We start from the raw sequence: 25,692 nt of genomic DNA, 5'->3' as shown, positions 1-25,692 counted from the left end.
CCCTGAGGAGCGCCGGCTACGCAACGGGGAAGCCGACGGCGAACATCCTCCACCGAGGATGCTTCACCCTGCTTCCGAGAGGACGCTACCCCTCGCACCAATCAGGGGTATTTCGGTCAAGGACCATCACGTTACACAAGTAACGCGACCATTCATCTTTCTGTCATCTACAGTGACGACCGGATCAGACCGGGACGAGCCGCACGTACCGGGCGGACGACAATTGGCGCACCAGACACTCGGAAAGGCCGCGCGAGCGGACGGGTTTCCGCAGCACCTCCTTGATCCCGGAACGTCGCAGCGCCGGGCCATCCAGCACTGCATCCGCGTCGGCCAGGAGGATGACGGCCAGCCCCGGACATCTCTGGGCGAGCTGTCGCGAAAGCGCCGGCCCGTCCGGGCCCGGCAAGTCGACGAGCGCCGCGCTGAAGCGGTCGGGATCGCCGGCGACCGCCACGACGGCATCCTCCGCTCTCTCGAAGCCCACCGGCTCGTACCCCAAGGCGGCGAGTATCTCCTCGTCCAGCAGCAGTTGCTTGCGCCGAGGCTGCACGAGCAGGATCGTCTGCCCGCCGCCGCGCATCGGCCGCCCTTCCTCTTCGGGCGGCTCGGCCCCGGGCTGCTCTTCGGGAGCGGTCGGGAGAAAGACCTGGACCTTCGTGCCGGCCCCCGGCCGGCTGATTACGTGCACGCCGCCGCCCCAGGCGGTCGCGATGCCGTGCACGGTGGACAGGCCGAGCCCGTTGCCGCTTCCCGCTTGCTTGGTCGTGAAGAAGGGCTCGAACATCCGGCGCATGACGGCAGGCGCGATGCCCGATCCGTGATCCGCCACCTCGAGGCGGACGAAACGCCCCCGGGCGAGGTGGCCGTGGGAGAGGGCGCGCTCGATGGCGAGCTCCTCCACGGCGAGGGTCAGAGCGATGTTGCCCGCTCCACCCATCGCGTGCGCCGCATTGGTGCAGAGATTGAGGACGACCTGCTGCAGCTCCGTCGCGTCGCCGGATATCGCGGCGCCTTCGGCAAGGCTGGGGGAGAGGCTGATCGCATCGGGCAGCGACGCGCGCAGCAGGTCCAGCGCCTCCTGCACGACCAGGGCCGGGTCGAGCCGCTCGACCGTCCGGCTCCGCCGCCGCCCGAAGGCGAGAACGTTGTCGATCACCGCCTGAGCCCGTGCGCCGCCCTTGATCACCTGCTCGAGATGCCGACGCCTCGGGGAGCTCCGGCGGAGCGACAGCTGTGCCATCTCGGCATGGCCCAGCATGCCGCCCAGGATGTTGTTGAACTCGTGCGCGATGCCTCCCGCCAGGGTGCCGAGCGACTCGAGCCGCTGTGCCTGTGCGAGCCGCCGCTCGAGTTCCTGGCGCTCCTCCTCGTTGCGGCTGCGGCGCAGCGCCATGCTGAAGATCTCGGCCGCCATGCCGAGGATCACCCTGTCCTCCGCGGCCCAGCCGGCCATATGGGGCGGCGACTTGAACATCACGTAGCCCGAGCCGGCATCGAGGCCGCGGAGCGGGAAGGCCGACCAGCCGTCGCCGCCCGGCATCCGCCGTCTCAGCTCGGCCAGCCGCTGGAGGATGCAGGTGCCGGGCAGGGCCTCGTCCGAATTCGCGAAGCTCCGGGCCTCGGCGGCACCGCGCGCCAACGATTCACGGGGGGAGGTCTCGCCCACCTGCTCGGGCCAATGATGGGCGAGCAGGATCTCTCCCTCTTCGTCGGCCGCGACCACGTGCACCTCCTCGGCGCCGCTATAGCGGGCGAGCAAGGCGAGCGCGGCGGCCATGCCGTCGCTCGCGCGATCGGAGGGCAGCTCGATGAAGTGGCTCGATATGGCGGCCGTCGCATGTTCGAGCGCGAGCCGGCGCTTCAGCGCCTCCGTCTGGTAGCGCAGGCGCAGGAGAAGGGCCGCGATATAGAGGGCGAGCGACACCGCCGCGGCATAGAGGCCTCGCTGCAGCCAGCCCGCCCGGAGCTCGACTGCGGCGCGTGCGCGGAGGAAATTGGCATGGAGCACGCGAACCCGATCGGAGATGAGCGGCGTCTGCAGCTCCGTTGCAAGGCGCTCCGTGACCGGCAGGCTCGCCGATATGAGCGAACCGTGCGAAATCATCGCGCGGAGGTCTGGGTCGGTCGGGACCCGGGCCTTCAGACGGGCGAGGAGCTTTCCGATCTCCTCCTGGTTCTGCTCGCCGGGATTGTCGACGAACCGCAGCATGGCGATGGCCGCCCCGCCGAGATCGGCCACGAGCGTCGGGTCGGAGACGGACACCGCGCGCGTGACCCGCTCGACCGAGTGGCTGAAGATCTGGATCGAGTTCTGGACCAGGGCGTTGCGCGACTTGAACCGCTCGACCGTATCCTCGCGCGCCTGGACCAGCGCGGCGATCTCCTCCACGCCGCGCCTGAGGGCGAGCGCCGAATCGCCGGTCGCGATCCGGCTTGCCCCCCGCAGGTCTGTCACCGTCCGCTGGAGACGGCCCATCCGCTCGTTCAGCGGATCATAGTTTCGCAGGCGCCCCGTGCGAGCCTGCAGGACGTCCCGCTGCAGCGCCGCGTCGTCCAGGAACGCCGTGAGCATGCTGGTCAGCAGGCGCTCGTGCTCGGCAGGGTTCGGCGCGGCATCGCGGGCGAACACAAACCCGAAGAAGAGCAGGCCGACGGCAGCCGCAAGGCCCAGTGCGCGAAACAGGATCACGGCGCCCCCCTGCCGGCGTCCTGATCGAGCGGGCGTCCGTTGTATTCGCCCGTCAGCGTCTGGAGGAACCGGACGATGAGTTCGACCTCGTGGGGGGGCAATTCCCGGCCGAGCTGCGTCCGGGCCATGATGGCCACGGCCTCGTCCAGCCTGCGGATGCCGCCGTCGTGGAAATAGGGCGCAGTCAGCGCGACGTTACGGAGGCTGGGGACGCGGAAGACGAAGCGGTCTTCTTCGCGGCCCGTGAGCGTGTAGCGGCCCAGATCCGCCGCCATGGCGGGCGTTCGTCCGCTGAATGGATCGGTGAATATCCCGAACTTCTGAAAAAGGTTGCCACCGATGTTCCTGCCCTGGTGGCAGGCGACGCAGCCGTAGCTTTCGAAGAGCCGGAAACCGCGCTCCTCCGCGGCCGTGATCGCGCCCTGCTCTCCCCGCAGATACCGGTCGAAGCGGCTGTCCGGCGTGACCAGGGAACGCTGGAACTCCGCGAGCGCGTCCAGCACGTCGGCCTTGCTCCAGCGAGGGCCGTAGATCGTCGTGAGCGCCGCGCGATACCCTTGGTCGGCTGCCAGCTTCTTGAGGATCTCGCCCCAATCGCCCCCCATGAAGCGCGGGTCGGTGATGACGGCGTTGTTCTGCTCCTCGAGCGTGCGGGCGTTCCCGCGCCAGTTCATCCGGAAATTGTAGGCGGCGTTGAAGACGGTGAGCGCGTTGTAGTCGTGCATGTCGCCGCTCGCCTCGGGGCGGGCCTGGTCGTCGCTGCCTCCGCGGGACAGGTCGTGGCACGAGGTGCAGGCGAGCTTCCCGCTGCCGGAAAGCCGCGTGTCGCCGAACAGCCTCTCGCCGAGCCGCACCTTGTCCGGCTGCACCGGAATCGGCCGAACGGGCGTGATCACGGCCGGGCTCGCAGGAGCCGGTGCGCTCACGCCTTCCTGTGCGCGGGCCAGGAAGACCAAGCCGCCGCCGACCAAGAGCCAGCCGGCGATCTGCACGACCAGGAACGGGTCCCGAAGGATCCGGAACCATGGCGCAAGCAGCCGGTGGGAGCCTCCGCGCATTCAGCCCACCTCGACCCTGGTGGACAGCACGTAGCCCATGCCGCGCTCCGTCCGGATGAGGGTCGGCTGCCGCGGATCCCGCTCGAGCTTGCGGCGAAGCCTGAGGATCAGCACGTCGATGCTGCGGTCGTACACTTCGTCGTCGTGCACGCGGCTCGCATTGAGGAGCTGTTCGCGGGACAGCACATGCTGGGGTGAGCGGAGAAAGGCCGACAGGAGATTGAACTCCGCCGCCGTCAGGCGGATGACCTCTCCCTGCGGCGAGGTCAGCCGGCGTGCCTTCATGGACAGTTCCCAGCCGCCGAACCGATAGGTGGAGCGGTCGGATTTCCGCCGCGCTGCCGCGCCAGCGCCTTCCGCGCGGCGGAGCACTGCCCTGACGCGCGCGAGCAGCTCGCGCAGGCTGAATGGCTTGGTGATGTAGTCGTCGGCCCCGAGTTCGAGGCCGACGACCTTGTCCGCCTCCTCGCCCCGGTTGCCCGTGATGATGATCACGGGCGCCTCGACCTTGGTGGACATGGACCGCATCAGCTCGAGGCCGTCGTCGGTCCCAAGCTGCAGGTCGAGAATGATGAGGTCCGGCGGCAGGTGCGTCACGACCCGCGCCATCGCCGCGCCATCCGCGGCGCGGCTCACCTTGAAGGCGTGGCGGACGAGGTAATCGCCGATGAGGTCGCGCATGACCGCATCGTCGTCGACCACCACAACGTGCTTGCTCGGCATGACTCCTCCAAATCAGCGCGCAACGGCGTGGCTGCGGGCACGCCGTTGCGTCGGGAACATCTGATCGCGTGCGACAGGAGGGGCGCTGTGACCGACGTCACACTCGACGCGTGAGTGCCCGGCACCCGCGCGTCTTCGGCTCAGCACATGCTGGTTCCGGTCCAGATGTGGACCACCAGCCGCTCCGACCTGCCACGGATCGCGGCGAGACGGCCGGCGCGCAGGAGCTGCTGCGCCCCCTCCGGAAGGGCCGGACCTGCCGCATCCAGCAGCGGCTTCGAGAAGACGATCGCCGATCCCCGTGCCGGCGCGAGCTCGAGAAGCCGGCTCGCGACGTTCACGTTGTCGCCGAGGATCGTCATCGGCCTGTGCGCCACCCCGCCCAACCGGGCGACGAGCACCTCGCCGACATGCGCGCCGATGCGCACGCCTGCCAGCGCCCTGTGCTCCGGCTGCCGGGAGATCCAGTCCGATACGCGATCGAGGAGGCGCAGCGCCGCCTGGACGGCACTTCTCGCGTCCTCGCACTCTGGCCCGCCCCCGAAGGCGACCAGGGCGCCGTCGCCGAGGTAGTTCAGGACCACTCCGCCCTCGTCGAGAACCGTCGTCTCCACGATGCCGTAGAAGTCGGCGAGGATCGCAAGCGTCCCGTCGAGACCGATGCGCTCGCTCACCCCCGTGAAGCCGGAGAGGTCGATGAACAGGATCGCGGCCTTGCGCCGGATGGCGTCAGGCGGTGCGCGCAGCAGCTCTGGCCAGGTGCGCTCCCCCGGACAGATGCGAGGAGGCTTCGGACGGTCCGGCGGGCTGGCTCGCGCGTTCTTCCGGGTGGGCAGGATGGAGGACAGGCCTCGAAGCAGGGAGGTCATGTCGCTCTCGCCCCGGCTCGTGCACTCGCTTCGGTCCCGACATCGACTTTCGGCTGGCAAGGCATCGCAAGCTCGCTCCTGGTTCGCGACCGCAATGCGGCCCGACATCAGGAGCCCGACTGAGTCGCCGCTGGTCCGCCGCGGATCTGCACCGCGACGCCGGCCCGATCTGCGCCTGAGCCCGCGCATGCGGGCGATCGGGTCACCGGGCATTGCGCTCATTGGCCATGTCGCCACGCGGGCGCGATCGCCCTCGCCGCTCGCCGCGCTCGCGCGACGGCCCGGTGCTGAGGAATTCGGCGGAAGGCGCCTCAAGCCGGGCGGCGTCCTTGCGGGAGGGCTTCCTGCCCGGGCCGGTGCCGTAGGCATGCCAGTGCCCGCCGCCATAGAAGGAGGCCCGGGTCGCCATCTCGGCGCCTGTCCGATGCTGTGCGCGGGCCGCCGGGGCCGCCTCCGCGCGAAGCTCGGCGAGACCGACGACCAGCGGCCCCGCGACCGCCGATCCCAGCAGCAGGCCGGACCGCAGGTGCTTCCGGCCCGAATGCTGCCGCTTCGCAAATCCCGACAGCGTATTCGTGAAGGTCAGAGGCATGATCGTCTCCAGCTTGGCAACGACCTGCTTCTCCCCTGTATCGGTGTCCTCCCTGTTGCAGGTGAGGGCCGTCGCGTTTCATCTGAAATCCCATCCGAGCCGACGCGCGGCGGCCGGCAGTGGCTCAATCGGTCGAGGGAACCAGGAGGACGCCGAAGATGAGAGGGGCGACATGACGCTGCCGGTCCGGATCCAGCTCAGCCGGCGCCAGGGCTGGCGCATGCCGCCCGGGACCGTGAAGGTCGACCGGAGCACGATCTGGGGCAACCCCTACGCGATCGGCCCCGACAGCAGCCGCGAGGAGAGCATCCGGCTCTTCCGTCTGCACGCCGACGAGATTTTGGAGGTCCGGCCCGACTGGCTCGATCCGCTCCGCGGCAGGAACCTTGCCTGCTGGTGCCGGCTCGATCAGCCCTGCCATGCCGACGTGCTGCTCGAACTGGCGAACCGGCAGTCGGATGGGGAGGCGGGCTAGAGGCAGCGCAGAATCGTCGCGCAGATCCTCCGATCAGCTTCGGGCGTGGCGCTTGAGGGCAGCTTCGTAGTCGCGGGCGGCCTTCGCCCTCTCCCGCTCGAGTTCGAAGATGTTCGCCTCGCCGTCCCGCCGGGCGGTGCGCTCCTCCGCCTCCAGTTCGGAGCGCTGCCGTGCCAGTTCCGCGAGGCGGGCGTCCAGTTCCCGCTTCGCGGCGTCCAACTCTCGTTCCGCATCCTCGAGTTTCGACCGGTCCGGCGGGGGCGCTGCCTTGGTCTTGGGCGCCGGCGCCTTGGCCCGCGACGGCTTCCGCTTTCCCTCGGTCGTCTCGATATCCTGCAGGATCGCCGCCTCGTCCCCGCGCGAATGCTTGACCACTTCGCCCGGACGCGCGAGCGCCAGCTTCTGCAGATCAGGGTCTTCCACGATGGACGCCCGGCCCGCAGCGAAGAGATCCGTCGTCGTGCCCCAGGCCTTGAGCGCCGCCTTCTGGCTCGGCGCGGCCACTAGCGCATCGTGGAAGCCCATCGGCGCGCAATAGACCTTCAGCTTCGGCGCGCGTGCCATCTCAGAGAACGTGGTCGGAGGTGCCGGCCATCAGGGCAGGAACCGGGCGCGGGCGGCCCTCCTCGTCGATGGCCACGAAGGTGAACGTCGCCTCGGTCACCTTCTCCCGATAATCCTGACGGAAGCGCCGGGCCCAGGCCTCGATCTCGATCTTCATCGAGGTCCGGCCAACGGAGGTGACGCGCGTATAGACGCACAGCACGTCCCCGACGCGGACTGGGCGGATGAAGGTCATCGCATCCACGGCGACCGTGACGACGCGCCCCTGCGCACGCTCGACCCCTGCAATCCCACCCGCGATGTCCATCTGGGCCATCACCCAGCCGCCGAAGATGTCGCCATTCGCATTCGTGTCGGCAGGCATGGCGATGGTTCGCACAGTCAGATCGCCACGCGGCCTGTCCTCCCGGGAGGATGCAGAGGCCAGCCCTCCATCTCCGTCCACCTCTGTGCGCATTTTCATCCCCGTACCCTGGATTTGTTGTTACGCCCTTATAGCGGAGCGGCGCGCCGGGCGCGCGGCCCTGCAGGCTCACGGTGCCTTCAACTCCCGTCGCATGAAGGCCTCGAAGCGCGGATCGCCCACATGGGCGACGTTGAGCCGGGTTGTCGGCGTCGCCGATTGCCCGTCGGGGCTGAAGATGGTTCCGGGTGCGAACAGGATGCTTTCCGCCGCCGCGCGGCGCGAGAGCTCCTCCAGGTCGGTGCCGGAGGGCAGTTCGCACCAGATGTAGAACCCGCCCGCGGGGGACCCGAAGACCGGCAGCCCGAGCCGCCCGAGAACGCCTCGCGCCTGCCCGGCCGCGGCTTCGATCCGGGCCGAAAGCCGTCGGAGATGCTTCCGGTAATGCCCGCTCTCGATCAGGCCATGGAGCGCCCGCTCGACGAAGCCGGAGCTGTTGACGGTCGTGACCATCTTCAGATCGAGCAGGCTGCCCAGCAGGGCGGCGTTTGCCGCGATGAAGCCCGACCTGAGGCTCGCGGACAGGGTCTTGGCGAAGGTCCCGACATAGATCACCCGCTCCAGCCCATCGAGCGCGGCGAGACGCGGGCTCATGGCCGGCAGCACGTCGCCGAACGGATCGCTCTCGACGACCTGCAGGCCGGCCGCTCCGGCGATCCCGAGGATCCGGTGCGCGACCGGAAGCGTGATCGAGCAGCCCGTCGGGTTGTGCGCCAGCGACTGCGTGAAGAACAGCTTCGCGCCTGTCGCGGCGATCTTGGCGGCGAGGTCCTCGGGGTCGGGCCCGTCCTCGTTGCGGCGAACGCCGACGAGTCTGGCCCGGGCGAGATGCAGCTTTCCGAAGAGCGGGTAATAGCCGGGAGCGTCGACAAGCACCGGCTGCTCGGGCGAAACAAGCTGGCGCACGATGAGGTCGAGCGCGTGGTTCGCCCCCGCGGTCAGCAGGATGTTGTCGGCGACAGCCCGGATCGAGCGTTCCGCGAGGGTCAGGGCGAGCGCCTGGCGGAGCGGCAGGTAGCCGAACGGAGAGCCATAGCTCTCCTGCAGGGCACGGCCCCGTCCCGAATGCCCCCACAGGTGCCGGCCCACCTCCGACCCTTCCATCCAGGACGGTGGTGGGCGGCCGTCGCCCACCCGGACCTCGTAATGGCGCTCGAGCTGCTCGCGCAGCAGCCAGACGCTGTCCACGGCCTCGATCGCGGCCGGCTGCAGCGCCGGTGGCGGAAGCGGCTTGCGGCCCGAAACGTAGAAGCCCGATCCGGGCCGGCTCTCGACCCGCCCCGACGCGACCAGCCTCTCATAGGCGTTGATCGCCGTGTTCTTGGAGACGCCGAACGATGTCGCCGCCGCCCGGATCGAGGGAAGCTTGCTCCCCACGGGCAGAGCACCGCTTTCGATGCGGTCGACCAGAGCGTCGAAAACGCGGTCGACCTGACGCGGGGGCCCATCGGCGGGTGAGATCGTACCCATGCTGCCGAGGGTACGGTGCCTCCGGAATCGGCGCAAACCATACCTTGCGGCCGGGATGGCGACGGGTACGGTTTCCGCAACGGGCAGCAAAGCCCGGTTCAGGGGGGACGGATGGCCGGCTGACGTCCGGCCGCATGATCCGCCGGCCTTTGCCGCCGCTCCTGTCCGGCTCAACTGCCCCATGCCGAACGAAGGCTGGGCGATGACAGACGGAACCCCACTTCCCAACCGCAGCTCGCGCATCGCGGGCTTTCACAAGAAGAGCCCGCGCGAGCGCCTCGACCTCGTGGCAAGCTTCGCCGACCTCGCGCCCGACGTCGTCGAGCGGCTTTCGGATTTCGGCAACCTGCCGCCGGATCTCGGGGACCGCCTGATCGAGAACGTCGTCTCGACGATGAACATCCCGATCGGCGTCGCCACGAACATGAAGGTCGATGGCGAGGACGTCCTCGTCCCCATGGCAACGGAGGAATCCTCGGTCGTCGCCGCGGTCTGCAACGCGGCGCGGCAGAACTACGACACCGGCTTCGCCACCTCCGTGTCCGGCAACCTGATGATCGCCCAGGTCCAGGCGGTCGGGATCAGCGATCCGCATGCGGCCCGCATCCGGATCCTGGAGCGGCGGAGCGAGATCCAGGCGATCTGCGACGGATGCGACCCGGTTCTGGTCCGGCTCGGCGGCGGGTTCCGCGATCTCGAGGTCCGGGTCCTCGACACGCTGGGTGGCCCGATGGTCGTCACCCACCTCATCGTGGACACGCGTGACGCGATGGGGGCCAACGCCGTCAACACGATGGCGGAGACGATCGCGCCTCACGTCGCACGCTGGAGCGGCGGGCGGGTTTATCTGCGCATCCTGTCGAACCTTGCGGACAGGCGGCTGGCCCGCGCGCACGCCGTGTGGCGTACGGCGGAGATCGGCGGGCCGGAGGTCAGGGACGGGATCCTCAGCGCCTACCATTTCGCCGAGGCCGATCCGTACCGGGCGGCCACACACAACAAGGGCATCATGAACGGCATCAGCGCCGTGGTGCTCGCGACCGGGAACGACACCCGCGCGATCGAGGCCGGCGCGCATGCCTACGCGGCCCGGAGCGGCCGCTACACGAGCCTGACCCGCTACGAGACGACGGCCGAGGGAGACCTGTCCGCCTCCATCGAGCTGCCGCTTGCCGTTGGCCTCGTGGGCGGCGCGACCAAGCTGCACCCGACCGCGCAAGCCTGCCTGAAGATCCTGGGCGTCCCCACGGCCGAGCGACTGGCCCGCATCATCGCGGCGGTGGGCCTGGCCCAGAACTTCTCCGCCCTGAAGGCGCTCGCCACGACGGGGATCCAGAAGGGCCACATGGCCCTCCATGCGCAGAACATCGCCATGATGGCCGGGGCGGTCGGGGACGAGATCGAGACGGTCGCCCGCACGCTCGTCGAACGCGGGACGGTCCGCGTCGACGTCGCGGAAAAGGTCCTGCAGGACCTCCGCAAAAGCTGACCTTCGCGAACGAACAACCACGGGAGGAACGACGATGGTGAGACGAACGAGATGGGGCATCGGCCTGACGGCGGCCCTCGCCCTCATGGCGACGACCGGCCTGACCCAGGCGGAGATCCCCGGCAACAAGGTGAAGGTCGGGGTGCTCACGGACCTCAGCGGCTTCGCGGCGGACTCCACCGGCGAAGGCTCCGTCGTCGCGGCGCGGCTCGCCATCGAGGATTTCGCCAAGGAGAACGGCAAGATCCAGGTCGCGCTGATCCAGTCCGACCACCAGAACAAGCCGGATATCGGCACCGCGACGGCGCGGCGCTGGGTGGGCCAGGAAGGGGTCGACGCGATCCTCGACGTGCCGTTCTCGTCGGTCGCGCTCGGCGTCCAGGAGGTGGTGCGCGATTCCAAGGCGGTGTTCGTCGCCTCGGGCCCTGGCAGTTCCGACCTCACCGGCCCGAAATGCTCGCCCAACACGGTCCACTGGACCTACGATACCTGGGCCCTCTCGCACGGCACCGCGCTGGCGTTGCTGCGGGCCGGCAAGACGACCTGGTTCTTCCTCACCGCGGATTACGCCTTCGGCCATGCCCTGGAGGCGGACGCGGCGGCTGTCGTGAAGACGGAAGGCGGGAAGATCGTCGGGAGCGTACGCCATCCTTCGGCGGCTGCCGACTTCTCGTCGTTCCTGCTGCAGGCGCAGGGATCGAAGGCGCAGGTCATCGCGCTGGCCAATGCGGTCGGCGACACGATCAACTCGGTGAAGCAGGCAGCCGAATTCGGCATTACGGCCGGCGGGCAGAACCTCGCGGCGCTGCTGATGCAGCTCACCGACGTGAATGCGATCGGCCTCAAGGATGCCCAGGGCCTCTACCTGACCGAAGGCTTCTACTGGGACACGAACGAGGGCACGCGCGCCTTCGCCGACCGCTTCGCGGCCGCCATGAAAGGCCGGCGTCCGACCGCGAACCAGGCCGGCGTCTATGCCGGCACGCTGCATTACCTGCGCGCCGTCGCGGCCGCGAACACGACGGACGGCAAGGCGGTCGTGGCCAAGATGAAGGAGCTGCCCTCGAAGGATCCGCTCTTCGGCGAAGGCAAGGTGCGCGAGGACGGTCGGCACATCCACAACATGTACCTGTTCCAGGTGAAGACGCCTGCGGAATCGAAGGGGCAGTGGGACTATTACAAGCTCGTCCAGACCATCCCGGCCGCCGAAGCCTTCCGGCCGATCGCCGATGGCCGCTGCCCGATGATCGCCGCCAACTAAGGTCCAGGCTCGGCCCGCCCGGGCCGGCCAACCGACAGCACCGAGCCGGCCCGCCTGCGGGCCGGCTTTCCCTGTTGACCGATCCAGCACCGGACGGAGGGCCAGGCGGCGATCATGTCCCATTGACCCGCCTATCGCGGCGCGGCAGGGGAGCCACGTCTTTCGCTCGGCGCCGGATGGTAGTGCCGGTCTTTCGACGTCAATGCGCGGCGAGCCCGCTCAGCAGGGAGAGAAGACGGTGTTCATCGCCATGAACCGCTTCAAAGTGCTCAAGGACGCCACGGACGAGTTCGAGGCGGTGTGGCGCAACCGGGACAGCCACCTCAACGAGATGAAGGGCTTCGTCGAATTCCACCTGCTGCGCGGGCCGGAGCACGAGGACCACATCCTGTATTCCTCGCACACGGTCTGGGCGTCGAAGGCGGATTTCGAGGCCTGGACGCGGTCGGAGCAGTTCCGCAAGGCGCATGGGCGCGCGCCCGGCACCCGGCAGCTCTATGCCGGCCATCCGCAATTCGAAGGCTTCGAGGTCCTCCAGACGCTGACCCGCGAGAGCCGGTCGCAGGCAGCGGAGTGACCGGAGCCCGGCTTCCGCCGGGCTGAGCGATCGCGGCACTGGGCCGTCACGCCGGGAACACCCTCACGTCGCGATTTCGATCCGGTTCCGTCCGGCGGACTTGGCTGCATAGAGGGCCCTGTCCGCCGCCTTGATGAGATATTGCTGATCCGGGTGGCCGCCATGGGCGGCGATGCCGAACGAGGCCGTTATCGCGAGTGCCTCGGACGTGCCCGTGTCCAGCTTTGTGCCCTCCAGGGCGAGCCGGATGCGCTCGGCCACGATCTGGGCATCGCCGACCCCGGTCTCTGTCAGCACCACCAGGAACTCCTCGCCGCCGTAGCGGAACACGAAGTCGCTCGGCCGGACATGATCCATGATGACCTGCGCGACCTGCCGCAGGACGCCGTCGCCGGTCTGATGCCCATGGCGATCGTTGATCGCCTTGAAGTGATCGACGTCGAGCAGGATGATGCAGAGCGGGGTCTTGCTCTGGTTGGCGAAGCTGATCTCGCGGCCCAGGATCGCCGGAAGGAAGCGGCGGTTGAGCGCACGGGTCAGCGGGTCCCGCCCATTCTCGAGCGCCGTGAGCGTCTGGAAGAGCTCGCCAAGGAGATAGGCGACGCGGTCGACGGCAGCCTGCAGGTCGGTCAGGGCAGCGGCCTGGCGGTTATGCTGGCCCATATCCTCCAGCTGAGGCAGCAGCGTGCCGTCGATCCGGTGCGTTTCCGCCAGAAGTTCCTGGAACCGCCCCGACTTCTCGAACATGAATTCCGCCCGGTGACGGAGCCACAGGCCGAAGGGCGAGTGGGCCAGCCGGTCGAGGCCCACCTGCGCCTGCCCGCGCAGCAGGCCGAACAGGGTCTTCTGGCTCCACTCCATCAGGCTCGCCCGCTGCGCCTCGCGCTCGGTCGCGACATCCTGGTCGATCGAGAACAGGCGATAGGCTTCATCGAGGCGCGCGCGGGCAGTGGCGTCGTTCACGTAGGCCTGGCTCATCAGCATGATGGCGGTGTCGATCCGCACATTGGCCAGCCGCGCCGCACCCATCGCCGAGGAAGCCTCGACGTCGCCTGCCGCCACCAGGAACTCGGCAAGGCCCTCCTTGATGACGATCGCGCCCTCCATCACGAGGTGGATCGGCACCTTAATCCGGGCATGCACCTCGCCGATCGTCTTCTGCTGCCCCCGAAGCTCATCCGACATGCGGATGTCGTCCTCGCCGAGCAGCGCGATCAGCCATTTGAGCAAGGAAGCGCTCAAGCGGTCATGCACGACCGAGTGGCTGAGAAAGCTCCGCGCCTCGGCGTCCTGGAGCAGCACATCATAGAACCGCGCCACCAGGACGGTCCCATGCTCGGCGACGATGTCACGGAGGAGCCTGATGGAGGCGCGATCGGTAACGGTTTCCGTCATTCAGACAATGTCTCGCAACTTGCTGCGCGCCCCCGCCTCAGAAGGAGGAGTTCATCTGGCACTCCCGTCCGGGATGGTTGGCTTCGCTGCCCGGCCTCATAGCCCAGGCCGGGTGAACAACCTTCATGGCTTCGACAACTGAAGGTCGAAGGGCGTCAGGGGCGCAAGGCGTTCGATGATCTGATTTTGGAGCGTCTCTGGCACCCGCGCCGGCGATTTTCGGCCAGGTTCGGCCCTCGCCCCCAAGCGGGCCGCCTCGGGTGCCGGCCTCGCGGCAGCAGCGCCACGCCGGCGTGACGGGTGGGCGGCGTCCTGCGGACAGGGCGAACTGCCCACGCTCTCGACTGGTGAGAACGCTGAAACGGCCCCTGAGCGAGGGACCGACTTATTCTCTCATCGCGCCCCGGGATCGAAGCGCGGTCGGGTGACGGAGAAAGAGGCTGCTCCGCCGGCCCAAGCCCGACCCGTCTCAGAGCGGCGCGCCCGCCGTCGCCGGCGAAGGCGTGGTGCCCGGGACGGGGATCCTGGTTCTGCTCGAGCTGCCTAGCCGGCGTCCGCCACGAGCCCGGCGGCCGCGATGGCCGCCGTGGCGCAGGCCTCGTCATTGTCCGAGGTGTCGCCCGAGATGCCGACGGCTCCGAGCACGGCGCCGGCCTGGTCCTTGACCAGCACACCACCCGGAACCGGGATCAGCGCCCCTCCCAGGAGGCCGTTCACGGCCGAGACGAAATAGGGCTGCTCCTCCGCGCGCTTGTGCAGCGCGCGCGACCCGATCCCCAGCGACAGCGCCCCATAGGCCTTGCCGAACGCCACCTTGTCCCGCGACAGCGACGAGCCGTCCTGCACGAGGGCGGCCTTGAGTGCGCCACGCCCGTCCAGCACCAGCACGGCGAGCGGCTTGAGGCCCCGCTTGCCGGCCTCGGCGATGGCGGCGTGCAGGATGGCGTGGGCCTGGTCGAGCGTCAGCATGGTTTCGTCCCTCAATTGACTGGCATCGCGCCAGGCGCAGCATTTCCGGCGAGATAGCTCATCGCGGCCTCGACGCCCCCGGAATTGTGCGGGATGCCGCAGACGCGCAGGCCCATCTCGACCCCCGTCAGCACACCCGTGACCATCAGGTTATGGAAGTCGCCGAGATGGCCGATGCGGAAGACCTTGTCGGCGAGCGGCCCGAGGCCGTTGCCGAGCGACATGTTGAACCGCTCGAGGATCTCGGCCCGGAGATTGTCGGCCGAATGGCCTTCGGGCAGGCGGACGGCCGTGAGCGAGGAGGAGTACTCCGCCGGTTCGGCGCACTGGATCTCGAAGCCCCAGTGGCGGACGCAGCGGCGCGTCGCCTCCGCGGCGCGATCATGCCGGGCGAAGACGTTGTCGAGGCCCTCCTCGTGCAGCATGCCGATGGCGACGTTCAGGCCCTGAAGGAGGTTCGTCGAAGGCGTGTAGGGGAAGAAGCCCTTGGCGTTGATCGCCAGCATCTCCTCCCAGTCCCAGAAGGACCGCGGCAGCCTGGCGGTCTTGGAGGCGGCGAGCGCCTTGTCCGAGATCGCGTTGAAGGACAGGCCCGGCGGCAGCATCAGGCCCTTCTGCGAGCCGCCCACGGTGACGTCTACGCCCCATTCATCGTGCCGGTAGTCGATCGAGCCGAGCGAGGAGATCGTATCCACGAGGAGCAGGGCCGGATGGCCCGCCTTGTCGATCGCCCGCCGGACGGTCGCGACGCCCGAGGTCACGCCCGTCGAGGTCTCGTTGTGGACGATACAGACGGCCTTGATGGAGCGGCCCTTGTCTTCGGCCAGCCGCGCCTCGATCGCGCCGGCATCGACGCCGTGGCGCCAATCGCCCGGGATGACTTCCGCCTCGAGGCCGAGCTTCTTGGCCATGCGGCTCCAGAGCGTCGAGAACCAGCCGGTCTCGGCCATCAGGATGCGATCGCCGGGCGAGAGTGTGTTGCAGAGCGCCGCTTCCCAGGCGCCGGTGCCGGAGGCCGGGTAGATGATGACCGGGTTCTCGGTCTTGAAGATCGTCTTGATGCCGGCCAGCACCTCGCGGCCGAGCTTCCCGAATTCCGGCCCGCGATGGTCGATGGTCGGCTTCGCGATGGCGGCGAGCACCGGAAGAGGCGTGTTCGTGGGCCCCGGGATCTGCAAGAAATGACGGCCGGCCTGGTAGCTCACTGAACCCTCCCCGATGGGCGGTTGCCCGGATTGCATTTTGTATTATCTTTGCCGGCGGGCACGTCAAGCCGGTCTGGACAACGACAAGAATGAACACCTCGAACGCGGCCGCGAGGTCGCGAGACCTCGGCCTGGAGCGCCGCCTCTCGAAGGCTTTGGAAGGCGAGGTCCGCTTCGACGCCTTCACGCGCGGGCGTTACGCGACGGATGCCTCGATCTACCAGATCATGCCGGCCGGCGTGCTGTTTCCGAAGAGCACGGCCGACATCCAGGCGGCGCTCACGATCGCGCGCGAGCACGGCGTGCCCGTCATCGCGCGCGGCGGGGGCACCTCCCAGAACGGCCAGCCGGTTGGCTCCGGCCTCGTGCTCGATTGCTCGCGCCACCTGAAGGCGATCCGCTCAGTCGATGCCGCGGCAGGGATCGCGGTCGTCGAGCCCGGGCTTGTGCTCGAGCACCTGAACACGCGCCTGAAGGGCGATGGCTGGTTCTTCCCCGTCGAGCCGTCGACGGCGAGCCGCTGCACGATCGGCGGCATGACGGGCAACAATTCCTGCGGCGCCCGCTCGATCCGCTACGGCAAGATGGTCGACAACGTGCTCGGGATCCGGGCGCTCCTGCCCGAGGGCGACGAGATTACGGCCGGGCCGCGCGGCGGCAACGCGGCCGGCTTTGCCGGATCGGAGCGCGCGGCCGATCTCGCCGACCGCATGGTGGCGCTGGCCGACCGCGAGCGGGACGAGATCATCCGCATGTTCCCGAAGGTGCAGCGGCGGGTCGGCGGCTACAATCTCGACGCGCTCCTTCCTGAGCATCCGAACCTCGCCCATCTCCTGGTCGGGTCGGAAGGCACCCTCGCCTTCACGACCGAGGTGACGCTGAAGCTCTCGCGCCTGCCGACGCATCGCGTGATGGGCGTCTGCCACTTCCCGTCGTTCCGCTCGGCCATGGAGACGACGCGCCACCTCGTCGAGCTCGGGCCGGTCGCGGTCGAGCTCGTCGACAACAACGTGCTGGTGCTCGGCGCCGACATCCCGCTCTTCCGCCGCACGCTCGCGGACATCACGAAGGGCCAGCCGAACTGCCTGCTCCTGGTCGAGTTCGCGGGGGACGATCTCGCGAGCCTGCGGAACGACCTGCGCCGCCTCGATGCCTGCATGGCGGATCACGGCTTCCCCGATGCCGTGGTCGAGGTGACCGAGCCGCCGCGCCAGCGCTCGGTCTGGGACGTGCGCGAGGCCTGCCTCAACATCATGATGTCCATGAAGGGCGACGGAAAACCCGTCTCCTTCATCGAGGATTGCGCCGTCCCGCTGGAGCACCTCGCCGATTACACGGACGCCGTGACCGACCTGTTCAGCCGCTACGACACGGTCGGCACCTGGTACGCCCATGCCTCGGTCGGCTGCCTGCATGTGCGCCCGATCCTGAACATGAAGGACGAGGCCGGCGCGCGCGCCATGCGCGAGATCGCGGAGGCGGCCTGCGAACTCGTCCGGCGCTTCGAGGGCTCGCATTCGGGCGAGCACGGCGACGGCATCTCGCGCTCGGAGTTCCACGAGCGGATGTTCGGCACGCGGCTCGTGCGCGCCTTCGAGGAGGTGAAGGACGGGTTCGACCCGGAGAACCGGTTGAACCCCGACAAGATCGTCCGCCCGCACCGGATGGACGACCGGTCGCTGATGCGTTTTCCGCCCGGCTACCGAACCGTGGAGCCGGCGAAGCCCGTGCTGGACTGGTCCGAATGGGGCTCGTTCGCCCAGGCGGTCGAGATGTGCAACAACAACGGCACCTGTCGGAAGACGCTCGCCGGCACGATGTGCCCGTCCTACCGGGCGACGCTCGACGAGCAGCACGTCACCCGCGGGCGGGCCAACTCGCTGCGCCTCGCCATTTCCGGCCAGCTCGGGCCGGACGCGTTCACGTCGGCCGAGATGAAGGAGACGCTCGACCTCTGCGTTTCCTGCAAGGGCTGCCGCCGCGAATGCCCGACGGGCGTCGACATGGCCCGGATGAAGATCGAGTTCCTGCACCACTACCACGCCCGGCACGGACTGCCCCTGAAGGAGCGGCTGATCGCGCACCTGCCGCGCTATGCGCCGGTGGCAGCGAAACTCGCGCCGCTGCTTAACCTGCGGGACCGCATCGGCCCGGTGGCGCGCGCGACCGAGCGCTATCTCGGCTTTTCGGCCCGGCGGACCCTGCCGAAATGGGGACGCCCCTGGGCCGAGAAAGGGCCCACCGCCGCACCGGAGAACGTTGCCGGCGACGGGCTCGACCTCGTGCTCTTCGGCGACACCTTCAACCGCTATTACGAGCGCGAGAACCTGGAGGCAGCCGAGCGCGTGCTCCGCGCCGCCGGCTACCGGCTGCACCGGGTCGCGGCGCAGGACGGCAAGCGCCCGCTCTGCTGCGGCCGCACCTACCTGTCCGCGGGCCTCGTGGACGAGGCGCGCGCTGAGGCGCGCCGCACCCTGGACGCTCTCGCGCCCTATGTGGCGAAGGGCGCCCGCGTGGTCGGGCTCGAGCCCTCCTGCCTGCTCACCTTCCGGGACGAGTTCTTTGCGCTGCTGCCGAAGGCGGAGGTCGAACCTCTCGCGCAAGCCGCGCTGCTCTTCGAGGAAGCGCTCGCGGCCGATCTCGCATCAGCGCGCATCGCGCTGCCGCTCTCCGGTCAGAACGGACGGGTCGCCCACCTGCACGGCCATTGCCACCAAAAGTCCTTCGGCGTGATGGGAGCGGTCGAGACCGTGCTGAAAGCCGTGCCCGGCCTGGAGGTTCGGACCGTCGAGTCGAGCTGCTGCGGAATGTCCGGGGCCTTCGGCTACGGTGCGAAGACCATCGACGTCTCGTTTGCCATGGCCGAAATCTCCCTTCTGCCGGCACTCCGGAAGGCGGGACCGGACGACCTCGTCGTCGCCGACGGGACGAGCTGCCGGCACCAGATCCATGACGGCGCGGGGCGCGACGCGGTCCATGTCGCCCGCGTGCTCGATGGGGCATTGAGGCCCGCATGAGCCAGCCGCTCCACAAGGCCCCGATCAGCAAGCGCTACCTCCATGACGAGGTGGCCGACCGCATCCGCGAGCTGATCCGCGAGGGCGAGCTCGAGCCGCGCGCCCGCGTGAATGAGCTGGAACTGTCCGAGCGCTTCGGCATCTCGCGCACGCCGTTGCGCGAGGCGATCAAGATCCTCGCGACGGAAGGGTTGCTGGAGCTCCTGCCGAACAAGGGCGCGCGGGTTGCGTCCATCTCGCCGGAGGAGACGGACGAGATGATCGAGGTCGTGGCGGGCCTGGAAGGAACCGCCGCCGAGCTCGCCTGCCGGTTGATCACGGACGAGGAGATCGACGCCATTGCAGAACGGCACACCCGCATGGTCGAGGCGTTCCGGGCGGGCGACAACGTCGCCTATTTCACCCTCAACCGCGAGATCCACGAGGCCATCATGGCCGCCTCGCGCAATGCCACGCTCCAGGGCATCTACGCGACGCTCTCCGGCCGCATCCAGCGCGCCCGCTATGCTGCGCACAAGACGCCGGAGCAGTGGCAGCGCGCATTGGAGGAGCACGAGGACATGCTGCGGCTGCTGAAGGCACGCGACGGCGAAGCGCTCGCCGCCCTCATGCGCCGCCACATCCGCGGCAAGGCCGAGCTGATTTTGGCGAGCTACGGGTGAGCATCATCCTCGGGCGTCGCGCAGCGACGACCCGAGGACCTCCAGCCGCTTGTGGCTCCGGAGAGATGGTCGGCTCAAGGCCGGCCATGACGGCGCACGCTCTCCGCCGTCATCCTCGGCCGCAGCGGAGCGGAGAGCCGAGGACCTCAGGACGAGAATGGCTCCTTGCAGAGCTGAACCGTCCCGCTAAGCTCTGCTGGTGAAGTTCTCGTTCGTCTACATCGTCACGAACAAGCCGCGCGGCGTGCTCTACATCGGTGTTACGACTGATCTCGTCAGGCGCATCTCAGAACACCGGCAATCGCTCATCCCTGGGTTCAGCAGCAAGTACAACTGCACGCGCCTCGTCTGGTACGAGGTTCACGAGGATGTTCGTGTCGCCATCCAGCGCGAGAAGAGCCTCAAGCGCTGGTATCGCGACTGGAAGATCGATCTGGTCGAGGGGGAGAACCCGACCTGGCGCGACCTCTTCTTCGAGATGTCCGGCCTCGCGCCGGAGTAGCGATCATCCTTCAAGAGGTCCTCGGCTCTCCGCTTCGCTCCGGCCGAGGATGACGGCGGAGCGGGCCGTCATGGTCGGCCTCGAGCCGACCATCTCGTCAGAGTGCACTCCGCACGAGGTCCTCGGGTCGTCGCTGCGCGACGCCCGAGGATGACGCTACCCCCTCACCCACCCCAGCGGCAGGGCCGTGCCGGTCTTCAGCGTCTGCAGCACAACGGCCGAGCGGACGTTGGCGACGCTTTCGTGCGGCAGGAGGTGCTCGTTCACGACCTCCGACAACGTCGGCAGGTCGGGGACGATCATCTTCACCAGGTAGTCGGCATCTCCCGTGAGCGCATGCGCCTCCAGCACGAAGTCGAGGCGGCGGACGAGTTCGGCGAAGCGGCGGGCGTTGTCGGGGCTGTGCCGGGCAAGCGTGACCTGCGTGAACACCGTAACGCCGAGACCCAGCCGCTCCGGCGCGAGCTGGGCCGGGTAGCCGCGGATCACGCCTTTCTCCTCGAGGGCGAGACGTCGCCGCGAGCACTGGCTCGCCGACAGCCCGACCTCGTCCGCGAGCTCCTGGTTCGTCAGGCGCCCGTCGCGCTGGAGCGCTGCGAGGATCTTGAGGTCGAACCCGTCCAGCGTGACCGTGTCGAGCAAAACAGAATGCCTCCCTGCGCGTTTCTTGCAGCAGGAGCGCCTCCTTCCGTCAACTTCGCACGCACCATGCGGGCGGGGCGTGCTGGGATCGGGGCTCCCCAAAGGAGGTTCGAATGGGTCCCTTTCCGCACGACGCTCCCCCGCCCGCGATCTCCGACGAGAACCCGATGGGAACGGACGGCTTCGAATTCGTGGAGTTCTGCCACCCGGACCCCACCGCGCTCGACCGGCTGTTCCGGCAGATGGGCTTTTCCGCGGTCGCCAGGCACCGGTCCAAGGACGTGACGCTCTACCGGCAGGGCGACATCAACCTCCTCCTGAACGCGGAGCCCGGCTCCTTCGCGGCCCGGTTCGCGGCCGAGCACGGGCCGTCCGCGCCCGCTATGGCGTTCCGGGTCGTCGATGCGAAGAGGGCCTATGAGCGCGCGATCGCCCTCGGCGCGAAGCCCGTCGAGCGGGAGGTCGCGGCGGGCGAGTTGACCATCCCGGTCATCGAGGGGATCGGCGGGCTGCACATCTACCTGGTCGACCGGTACGGAGCCAAAGGCTCGATCTACGACATCGACTTCACCTGGACGGGCGAGCCGGACCCGCATCCCGAAGGCGCCGGGCTCTGGTACATCGACCACCTGACGCACAACGTGCATCGCGGCCGTCTGAACGAATGGGCGGGCTTCTACGAAAAGCTCTTCAACTTCCGGCAGATCCGGTACTTCGACATCGAGGGAAAGCTCACGGGCTTGCACTCGCGCGCCATGACGAGCCCGGACGGCAAGATCCGCATCCCGATCAACGAGGATGCCGGCGAGCAGGGCCAGATCGAGGAATACCTGAAGGAATACAAGGGCGAGGGCATCCAGCATGTCGCGCTCGGCTCGCGTGACCTCTACGACTCGATCGAGACGCTGCTGGCGAACGGGGTCGAGTTCATGCCGGCCCCGAACGACGTCTATTATGCCCGCATCGACAAGCGCCTGCCGAAGCATGGCGAGGACGCGGAGCGCCTGCAGCGCAACGGCATACTGATCGACGGCGAGGGGGTGGTCGAAGGCGGCTTCACCAAGGTATTGCTGCAGCGTTTCGGCCAGACTGCGATCGGGCCCATCTTCTTCGAGTTCATCCAGCGCAAGGGTGACGACGGCTTCGGCGAGGGCAACTTCAAGGCGCTCTTCGAGTCGATCGAGGAAGACCAGATCCGCCGCGGCGTGCTGAAGGCGGAGCCGGCCTGACCGGCGCCGCGGCAACGACATAGGCGAGGAGAGCGTCCCATGAACGTGCAGAACCCGTCCGGCTTCGCGCTCGACCAGGGACGCACCGGCCAGAGCGCGCTCGAGCCCGGCTACATGTCCGGCTTCGGCAACGGTTTCGAGACGGAGGCGCTGCCGGGCGCCCTCCCGATCGGGCGCAACTCGCCGCAGGAATGCCCCTACGGGCTCTATGCGGAGCAGCTCTCGGGCTCGCCCTTCACGGCACCGCGCACCACGAACGAGCGCACGTGGCTGTACCGGATCCGGCCGACCGTCGCCTATTGGGGCGATTTCGAGAAGGCGGATATCGGCCTGTGGCGCACCGCGCCCGCGCACGAGGTGGACGTGCCGATCGCGCCGATGCGCTGGTCGCCCGTGCCGATCCCGGGGGAGCCGCTCTCCTTCGTGGAGGGCGTGCGCACGATGACAACGGCCGGCGATGCCGGCTCGCAGGCCGGCATGGGTGCGCATCTCTACTTCTGCACGCGATCCATGGAGGACGAGTACTTCTACAATGCCGACGGCGAGATGCTCTTCGTGCCGCAGGAGGGGCGGCTACGGCTCGCGACCGAATTCGGCGTCATCGACATCGAGCCGGGCGAGATCGCCATCATCCCGCGCGGCGTGAAGATCCGGGTCGAGCTGCTGGGCGGACCGGCGCGCGGGTACCTGTGCGAGAACTATGGCGGCGCCTTTTCGCTGCCGGAGCGGGGCCCGATCGGCGCGAACTGCCTCGCCAATCCGCGCGATTTCCTCACGCCCATGGCGGCCTACGAGGATCGCGACGCGCCCTCGAAGCTCTACGTCAAATGGGGCAGCAACCTCTGGGTGACCGGGATTGACCATTCGCCGCTGGACGTCGTCGCCTGGCACGGCAACTACGCGCCCTACAAATACGATCTCCGCCGCTACTCGCCGGTCGGGCCGGTCCTCTACGACCACGCCGACCCGTCGATCTTCACCGTCCTGACCTCGCCGTCGGAGACCCCTGGCACGGCGAATATCGACTTCGTCATCTTCCCCGACCGCTGGATGGTCGCCGAGAACACCTTCAGGCCGCCCTGGTACCACATGAACGTGATGAGCGAGTTCATGGGCCTGATCTACGGCCGCTATGACGCGAAGCCGGAGGGCTTCGTGCCGGGCGGCGTGTCGCTGCACAACACCATGCTGCCGCACGGGCCGGACGAGGAAGCGTTCGAGAAGAACTCGAACGTGGAGCTCAAGCCGCACAAGCTGGAAGGCACCATGGCGTTCATGTTCGAGACTCGCTTTCCGCAGCGGGTCACGGCCTATGCGGCCGGGCTCGACGCCTTCCAGAAGGACTACAAGGCCTATGGCCGGAAGCTGCGGAAGCATTTCGACCCGACGCGGCCGTAGGCGTCGCCGCTCACCCCGGCGAAAGCCGGGGTCCAGCCTCCCCGGCCGTCATCCTCGGACTTGACCCGGAGACCCGGGTTGCGCTTCCGCTTCCGCGACGGACCTGGGACCGCCCACGCCGCGGAAGCCGGGTCCAGACAACGCGAACCTGGGTACCGGCTCTCGCCGGTCCGGGCGGAGGATGAGGACCCATGACCCCAACGCTCGACGCGACCCATGACCCCGCGCTGCGCAGCTGGGCCGCATCCGCGAACGACCATCCGGATTTCCCGATCCAGAACCTGCCCTTCGGCATCTTCTCGCGGCATGGCGGTGCACCCCGCGCGGGAGTGGCGATCGGGGACGAGATCTTCGACATCCATGCGGCCCTCGCGGAAGGCCTCTTCGACGGCGAGGCCCGCCGGGCGGCCGAAGCGGCCGCGGGCAGTACCCTGAACGGCTTCCTGGCGCTCGGACCCGGGCCGCGGAAGGCGCTGCGGGCGCGGCTATCCGAGATCCTGGCCGCCGGCTCGGCGGACCGCATCAAGGCGGAGCCGTTGCTCTCCTGGGCGAGCGAATGCACCCTGCACATGCCGGCGCGGGTGGGCGACTACACGGATTTCTACGCCGGCATCCACCACGCGATGAATGTCGGCAAGCAGTTCCGGCCCGACAACCCGCTGTTGCCGAACTACAAATACGTGCCGATCGGCTATCACGGCCGCGCCTCGTCCATCGGGGTGTCGGGCGGCGACGTCCGGCGGCCCAACGGCCAGCGCAAGCCTGCCGCCGAGGCGGTTCCGACCTTCGGGCCCTCCCGCAATCTCGACTACGAGCTGGAGATGGGGATCTGGGTCGGGACGGGGAACGCCCTCGGCGAGCCGATTCCGATCGCCGAAGCCGGCGAGCACATCGCCGGCTACTGCCTCCTGAACGACTGGTCGGCGCGCGACATCCAGGGCTGGGAGTACCAGCCGCTCGGCCCGTTCCTGGCCAAGAACTTCGCCACCACCATCTCGCCCTGGATCGTGACGCCCGAAGCGCTGGCCCCGTTCCGGATCGCGCAGGCGCGCCGCGCGGAGGGCGATCCCGAGCCGATGGCCTATCTCCTCGACGCCGAGGACCAGGAGGCCGGCGGGCTCGACCTCGAACTCGAAGTGCTCCTGCTCACGCCCGGGCTCGAGGAAGGCGGCCTGCCGCCCCATCGCTTGGCGCTGTCGAACGCGCGCCATCTCTATTGGACGCCTGCGCAGCTCCTCGCCCATCACGCCTGCGGAGGCTGCAACCTGCAGCCGGGCGACCTCATCGGCACGGGCACGATCTCGGCCCCGGAGGAGAACGGTTTCGGCAGCCTGCTGGAGACGACGAATGGCGGCCGCAAGCCCATCGAGCTCGCTTCCGGCGAGACGCGCCGGTTCCTGGAGGACGGCGACACGGTGATCCTCAGGGCCCGCGGCGTCCGGGCCGGCTGCGCCCCGATCGGCTTCGGCGAGTGCCGGGCAACCGTCCTTCCGGCGCCGCCGGTCCGCTGATCGCCGCCGAGACCTGCCCGAGGGCTGCCGGACCGGGACTGTTGCCGATCCGCCGCACGCCGTTCCTATCCTGTCGAGCTTGATTTTCGGGCCGCGGGATGCTCTCGACGAACCGAACCCTCCCACCCATGTGATCCGATACCTCGTTGCGGCGAGCGACCGGTTGGCTCCCGCCGCCCTGTCTCTCCATTGCGCAGCGCGGGGGTCCCGGTTGGGGGGACTCGGATCTTCGACGCGCGGAGTGCGCAGAGCTCTAGGGAGGGCCCGTGAGTGAATTGCTGACAACGGAAGCGCTGACAGCGCTTCTCCAGGTCATCATGATTGACCTGGTTCTTGCCGGCGACAATGCCATCGTCATCGGCCTCGCCGCAGCCGGATTGCCTGCCGAGCAGCGCAAGAAGGCGATCCTGATCGGCATCATCGCAGCGACCGTGCTGCGTATCGCGTTCGCGGCCGTCACCACCCAGTTGCTGCAGATCGTAGGCCTCCTCTTCGCGGGCGGCGTGCTTCTGCTCTGGGTGTGCTGGAAGATGTGGCGCGAGCTGCGCACCACCCACCATGAAGAGCATGAGGCGGCGGACGCGCTCGACGACGCGACGGGCCGGCCGACCGAGGTCACGGCACCGAAGAAGACCTTCGCCCAGGCCGCCTGGCAGATCGTCATCGCGGACGTGTCGATGTCGCTCGACAACGTGCTCGCGGTCGCGGGCGCCGCACGCGAGCACCCGATCATCCTCGTCTTCGGCCTGGCGCTCTCCATCGCCCTCATGGGCCTCGCGGCGACCTTCATCGCACGGCTGCTGCACAAGCACCGCTGGATCGCCTATGTGGGCCTCGCCATCATCCTCTACGTCTCGGGCGAGATGATCTATCGGGGTCTGGTCGAGCTCTGGCCGCACCTGCAGAGGGTTGCGGGGCTCTAGCCCCGC

The 25,692-nt window shown here is 68.6% G+C and carries 23 protein-coding genes; 11 read left to right on the top strand and 12 right to left on the bottom strand.

Annotated elements, in window-relative coordinates; translation table 11 throughout:
- Nucleotides 1–184: 184 nt before the first annotated feature.
- The 5 genes from ACO2SS_RS20795 to ACO2SS_RS20775 form a co-directional block, all read right to left on the bottom strand.
- Nucleotides 185–2,692, bottom strand: a complete 2,508-nt coding sequence (locus ACO2SS_RS20795; protein WP_423279726.1) for a DAHL domain-containing protein — start codon at nt 2,690–2,692, stop codon at nt 185–187.
- Nucleotides 2,689–3,750: a cytochrome-c peroxidase gene (locus ACO2SS_RS20790; RefSeq protein WP_423279725.1), complete on the bottom strand. Its 1,062-nt coding sequence runs from the start codon at nt 3,748–3,750 to the stop codon at nt 2,689–2,691. Before ACO2SS_RS20790 ends, ACO2SS_RS20795 begins: the two co-directional genes overlap by 4 nt.
- On the bottom strand, nt 3,751–4,473 hold the full coding sequence (locus ACO2SS_RS20785) for a response regulator (protein WP_423279724.1): 723 nt from the start codon (nt 4,471–4,473) through the stop codon (nt 3,751–3,753).
- A gap of 140 nt (nt 4,474–4,613) precedes the next feature.
- Nucleotides 4,614–5,342, bottom strand: a complete 729-nt coding sequence (locus ACO2SS_RS20780; RefSeq protein WP_423279723.1) for an adenylate/guanylate cyclase domain-containing protein — start codon at nt 5,340–5,342, stop codon at nt 4,614–4,616.
- 202 nt (nt 5,343–5,544) lie between these two features.
- A complete protein-coding gene (locus ACO2SS_RS20775) occupies nt 5,545–5,934 on the bottom strand; it encodes a hypothetical protein (RefSeq protein WP_423279722.1) in 390 nt (129 codons plus the stop codon).
- Nucleotides 5,935–6,106: 172 nt separating this feature from the next.
- On the opposite strand from ACO2SS_RS20775, the gene ACO2SS_RS20770 reads away from it, so the two are divergent.
- Nucleotides 6,107–6,409 carry a DUF4326 domain-containing protein gene (locus tag ACO2SS_RS20770; RefSeq protein ID WP_423279721.1) on the top strand — a complete coding sequence of 101 codons (303 nt, stop codon included), beginning with the start codon at nt 6,107–6,109 and terminating at the stop codon, nt 6,407–6,409.
- Between the two features lie 33 nt (nt 6,410–6,442).
- On the opposite strand, the gene ACO2SS_RS20765 is transcribed toward ACO2SS_RS20770, so the two are convergent.
- The 3 genes from ACO2SS_RS20765 to ACO2SS_RS20755 all read right to left on the bottom strand — a co-directional run bounded on the left by ACO2SS_RS20765 (nt 6,443) and on the right by ACO2SS_RS20755 (nt 8,906).
- Entirely contained in the window at nt 6,443–6,973 is a 531-nt protein-coding gene (locus ACO2SS_RS20765) for a hypothetical protein (protein ID WP_423279720.1), read from the bottom strand.
- 1 nt (nt 6,974) lies between these two features.
- The gene (yciA, locus tag ACO2SS_RS20760; protein WP_423279755.1) at nt 6,975–7,430 is read right to left on the bottom strand and encodes an acyl-CoA thioester hydrolase YciA; all 456 of its coding nucleotides are present in this window, start codon (nt 7,428–7,430) and stop codon (nt 6,975–6,977) included.
- 75 nt (nt 7,431–7,505) lie between these two features.
- The gene (locus ACO2SS_RS20755; RefSeq protein WP_423279719.1) at nt 7,506–8,906 is read right to left on the bottom strand and encodes a PLP-dependent aminotransferase family protein; all 1,401 of its coding nucleotides are present in this window, start codon (nt 8,904–8,906) and stop codon (nt 7,506–7,508) included.
- Nucleotides 8,907–9,108: 202 nt separating this feature from the next.
- On the opposite strand from ACO2SS_RS20755, the gene ACO2SS_RS20750 reads away from it, so the two are divergent.
- The 3 genes from ACO2SS_RS20750 (at nt 9,109) to ACO2SS_RS20740 (ending at nt 12,233) form a co-directional block, all read left to right on the top strand.
- Complete coding sequence (locus ACO2SS_RS20750; RefSeq protein ID WP_423279718.1) at nt 9,109–10,395, top strand: hydroxymethylglutaryl-CoA reductase, degradative; 1,287 nt, start codon at nt 9,109–9,111, stop codon at nt 10,393–10,395.
- A 34-nt stretch (nt 10,396–10,429) separates the two neighbouring features.
- Nucleotides 10,430–11,656 (top strand): ABC transporter substrate-binding protein, encoded by a 1,227-nt coding sequence (locus tag ACO2SS_RS20745; protein WP_423279717.1) that lies wholly within the window; start codon nt 10,430–10,432, stop codon nt 11,654–11,656.
- Between the two features lie 238 nt (nt 11,657–11,894).
- A complete protein-coding gene (locus ACO2SS_RS20740) occupies nt 11,895–12,233 on the top strand; it encodes an antibiotic biosynthesis monooxygenase family protein (protein WP_423279716.1) in 339 nt (112 codons plus the stop codon).
- A gap of 63 nt (nt 12,234–12,296) precedes the next feature.
- On the opposite strand, the gene ACO2SS_RS20735 is transcribed toward ACO2SS_RS20740, so the two are convergent.
- The 3 genes from ACO2SS_RS20735 to ACO2SS_RS20725 all read right to left on the bottom strand — a co-directional run bounded on the left by ACO2SS_RS20735 (nt 12,297) and on the right by ACO2SS_RS20725 (nt 15,838).
- Nucleotides 12,297–13,628: a GGDEF domain-containing protein gene (locus tag ACO2SS_RS20735; RefSeq protein ID WP_423279714.1), complete on the bottom strand. Its 1,332-nt coding sequence runs from the start codon at nt 13,626–13,628 to the stop codon at nt 12,297–12,299.
- A 543-nt stretch (nt 13,629–14,171) separates the two neighbouring features.
- A complete protein-coding gene (locus tag ACO2SS_RS20730) occupies nt 14,172–14,597 on the bottom strand; it encodes a GlcG/HbpS family heme-binding protein (RefSeq protein ID WP_423279712.1) in 426 nt (141 codons plus the stop codon).
- A gap of 11 nt (nt 14,598–14,608) precedes the next feature.
- Nucleotides 14,609–15,838, bottom strand: coding sequence for a pyridoxal-phosphate-dependent aminotransferase family protein (locus ACO2SS_RS20725; RefSeq protein WP_423279710.1), 1,230 nt, complete (start codon nt 15,836–15,838; stop codon nt 14,609–14,611).
- A gap of 53 nt (nt 15,839–15,891) precedes the next feature.
- Here ACO2SS_RS20725 and ACO2SS_RS20720 point away from each other — a divergent pair, with 53 nt between their 5' ends.
- The 3 genes from ACO2SS_RS20720 (at nt 15,892) to ACO2SS_RS20710 (ending at nt 19,983) form a co-directional block, all read left to right on the top strand.
- Nucleotides 15,892–18,819 carry an FAD-binding and (Fe-S)-binding domain-containing protein gene (locus ACO2SS_RS20720; RefSeq protein ID WP_423279708.1) on the top strand — a complete coding sequence of 976 codons (2,928 nt, stop codon included), beginning with the start codon at nt 15,892–15,894 and terminating at the stop codon, nt 18,817–18,819.
- Nucleotides 18,816–19,481: a GntR family transcriptional regulator gene (locus ACO2SS_RS20715; protein WP_423279706.1), complete on the top strand. Its 666-nt coding sequence runs from the start codon at nt 18,816–18,818 to the stop codon at nt 19,479–19,481. Before ACO2SS_RS20720 ends, ACO2SS_RS20715 begins: the two co-directional genes overlap by 4 nt.
- A gap of 199 nt (nt 19,482–19,680) precedes the next feature.
- Nucleotides 19,681–19,983, top strand: a complete 303-nt coding sequence (locus tag ACO2SS_RS20710; RefSeq protein WP_423279704.1) for a GIY-YIG nuclease family protein — start codon at nt 19,681–19,683, stop codon at nt 19,981–19,983.
- Nucleotides 19,984–20,139: 156 nt separating this feature from the next.
- On the opposite strand, the gene ACO2SS_RS20705 is transcribed toward ACO2SS_RS20710, so the two are convergent.
- Nucleotides 20,140–20,625: an Lrp/AsnC family transcriptional regulator gene (locus tag ACO2SS_RS20705; protein ID WP_423279702.1), complete on the bottom strand. Its 486-nt coding sequence runs from the start codon at nt 20,623–20,625 to the stop codon at nt 20,140–20,142.
- Nucleotides 20,626–20,738: 113 nt separating this feature from the next.
- Here ACO2SS_RS20705 and hppD point away from each other — a divergent pair, with 113 nt between their 5' ends.
- The 4 genes from hppD to ACO2SS_RS20685 all read left to right on the top strand — a co-directional run bounded on the left by hppD (nt 20,739) and on the right by ACO2SS_RS20685 (nt 25,686).
- On the top strand, nt 20,739–21,854 hold the full coding sequence (gene hppD, locus ACO2SS_RS20700; protein WP_423279700.1) for a 4-hydroxyphenylpyruvate dioxygenase: 1,116 nt from the start codon (nt 20,739–20,741) through the stop codon (nt 21,852–21,854).
- A gap of 39 nt (nt 21,855–21,893) precedes the next feature.
- A complete protein-coding gene (gene hmgA, locus ACO2SS_RS20695) occupies nt 21,894–23,252 on the top strand; it encodes a homogentisate 1,2-dioxygenase (protein ID WP_423279698.1) in 1,359 nt (452 codons plus the stop codon).
- A gap of 191 nt (nt 23,253–23,443) precedes the next feature.
- Nucleotides 23,444–24,763, top strand: a complete 1,320-nt coding sequence (gene fahA / locus ACO2SS_RS20690) for a fumarylacetoacetase (protein ID WP_423279696.1) — start codon at nt 23,444–23,446, stop codon at nt 24,761–24,763.
- Nucleotides 24,764–25,029: 266 nt separating this feature from the next.
- Nucleotides 25,030–25,686 carry a TerC family protein gene (locus ACO2SS_RS20685; protein ID WP_423279694.1) on the top strand — a complete coding sequence of 219 codons (657 nt, stop codon included), beginning with the start codon at nt 25,030–25,032 and terminating at the stop codon, nt 25,684–25,686.
- The last annotated feature ends 6 nt before the right edge of the window (nt 25,687–25,692 follow it).

Origin of the sequence: Enterovirga sp. CN4-39, from assembly GCF_049446235.1 — a bacterium.
In the GTDB taxonomy this organism is placed as follows: domain Bacteria; phylum Pseudomonadota; class Alphaproteobacteria; order Rhizobiales; family Beijerinckiaceae; genus Enterovirga.
This window is presented reverse-complemented; position numbering and strand designations above follow the sequence as displayed.

What these genes read in the sequence shown, in the direction of transcription:
- ACO2SS_RS20745 (WP_423279717.1), top strand. Translation starts at nt 10,430, where the DNA reads ATGGTGAGACGAACGAGATGGGGCATCGGCCTGACGGCGGCCCTCGCC.
- ACO2SS_RS20715 (WP_423279706.1), top strand. Translation starts at nt 18,816, where the DNA reads ATGAGCCAGCCGCTCCACAAGGCCCCGATCAGCAAGCGCTACCTCCAT.
- hppD (WP_423279700.1), top strand. Translation starts at nt 20,739, where the DNA reads ATGGGTCCCTTTCCGCACGACGCTCCCCCGCCCGCGATCTCCGACGAG.
- ACO2SS_RS20755 (WP_423279719.1), bottom strand. Translation starts at nt 8,906, where the DNA reads ATGGGTACGATCTCACCCGCCGATGGGCCCCCGCGTCAGGTCGACCGC.
- ACO2SS_RS20735 (WP_423279714.1), bottom strand. Translation starts at nt 13,628, where the DNA reads ATGACGGAAACCGTTACCGATCGCGCCTCCATCAGGCTCCTCCGTGAC.
- ACO2SS_RS20725 (WP_423279710.1), bottom strand. Translation starts at nt 15,838, where the DNA reads ATGCAATCCGGGCAACCGCCCATCGGGGAGGGTTCAGTGAGCTACCAG.
- ACO2SS_RS20765 (WP_423279720.1), bottom strand. Translation starts at nt 6,973, where the DNA reads ATGGCACGCGCGCCGAAGCTGAAGGTCTATTGCGCGCCGATGGGCTTC.
- ACO2SS_RS20770 (WP_423279721.1), top strand. Translation starts at nt 6,107, where the DNA reads ATGACGCTGCCGGTCCGGATCCAGCTCAGCCGGCGCCAGGGCTGGCGC.
- ACO2SS_RS20730 (WP_423279712.1), bottom strand. Translation starts at nt 14,597, where the DNA reads ATGCTGACGCTCGACCAGGCCCACGCCATCCTGCACGCCGCCATCGCC.
- ACO2SS_RS20785 (WP_423279724.1), bottom strand. Translation starts at nt 4,473, where the DNA reads ATGCCGAGCAAGCACGTTGTGGTGGTCGACGACGATGCGGTCATGCGC.
- ACO2SS_RS20720 (WP_423279708.1), top strand. Translation starts at nt 15,892, where the DNA reads ATGAACACCTCGAACGCGGCCGCGAGGTCGCGAGACCTCGGCCTGGAG.
- ACO2SS_RS20780 (WP_423279723.1), bottom strand. Translation starts at nt 5,342, where the DNA reads ATGACCTCCCTGCTTCGAGGCCTGTCCTCCATCCTGCCCACCCGGAAG.
- ACO2SS_RS20790 (WP_423279725.1), bottom strand. Translation starts at nt 3,750, where the DNA reads ATGCGCGGAGGCTCCCACCGGCTGCTTGCGCCATGGTTCCGGATCCTT.
- ACO2SS_RS20750 (WP_423279718.1), top strand. Translation starts at nt 9,109, where the DNA reads ATGACAGACGGAACCCCACTTCCCAACCGCAGCTCGCGCATCGCGGGC.
- hmgA (WP_423279698.1), top strand. Translation starts at nt 21,894, where the DNA reads ATGAACGTGCAGAACCCGTCCGGCTTCGCGCTCGACCAGGGACGCACC.
- ACO2SS_RS20775 (WP_423279722.1), bottom strand. Translation starts at nt 5,934, where the DNA reads ATGCCTCTGACCTTCACGAATACGCTGTCGGGATTTGCGAAGCGGCAG.
- yciA (WP_423279755.1), bottom strand. Translation starts at nt 7,430, where the DNA reads ATGCGCACAGAGGTGGACGGAGATGGAGGGCTGGCCTCTGCATCCTCC.
- fahA (WP_423279696.1), top strand. Translation starts at nt 23,444, where the DNA reads ATGACCCCAACGCTCGACGCGACCCATGACCCCGCGCTGCGCAGCTGG.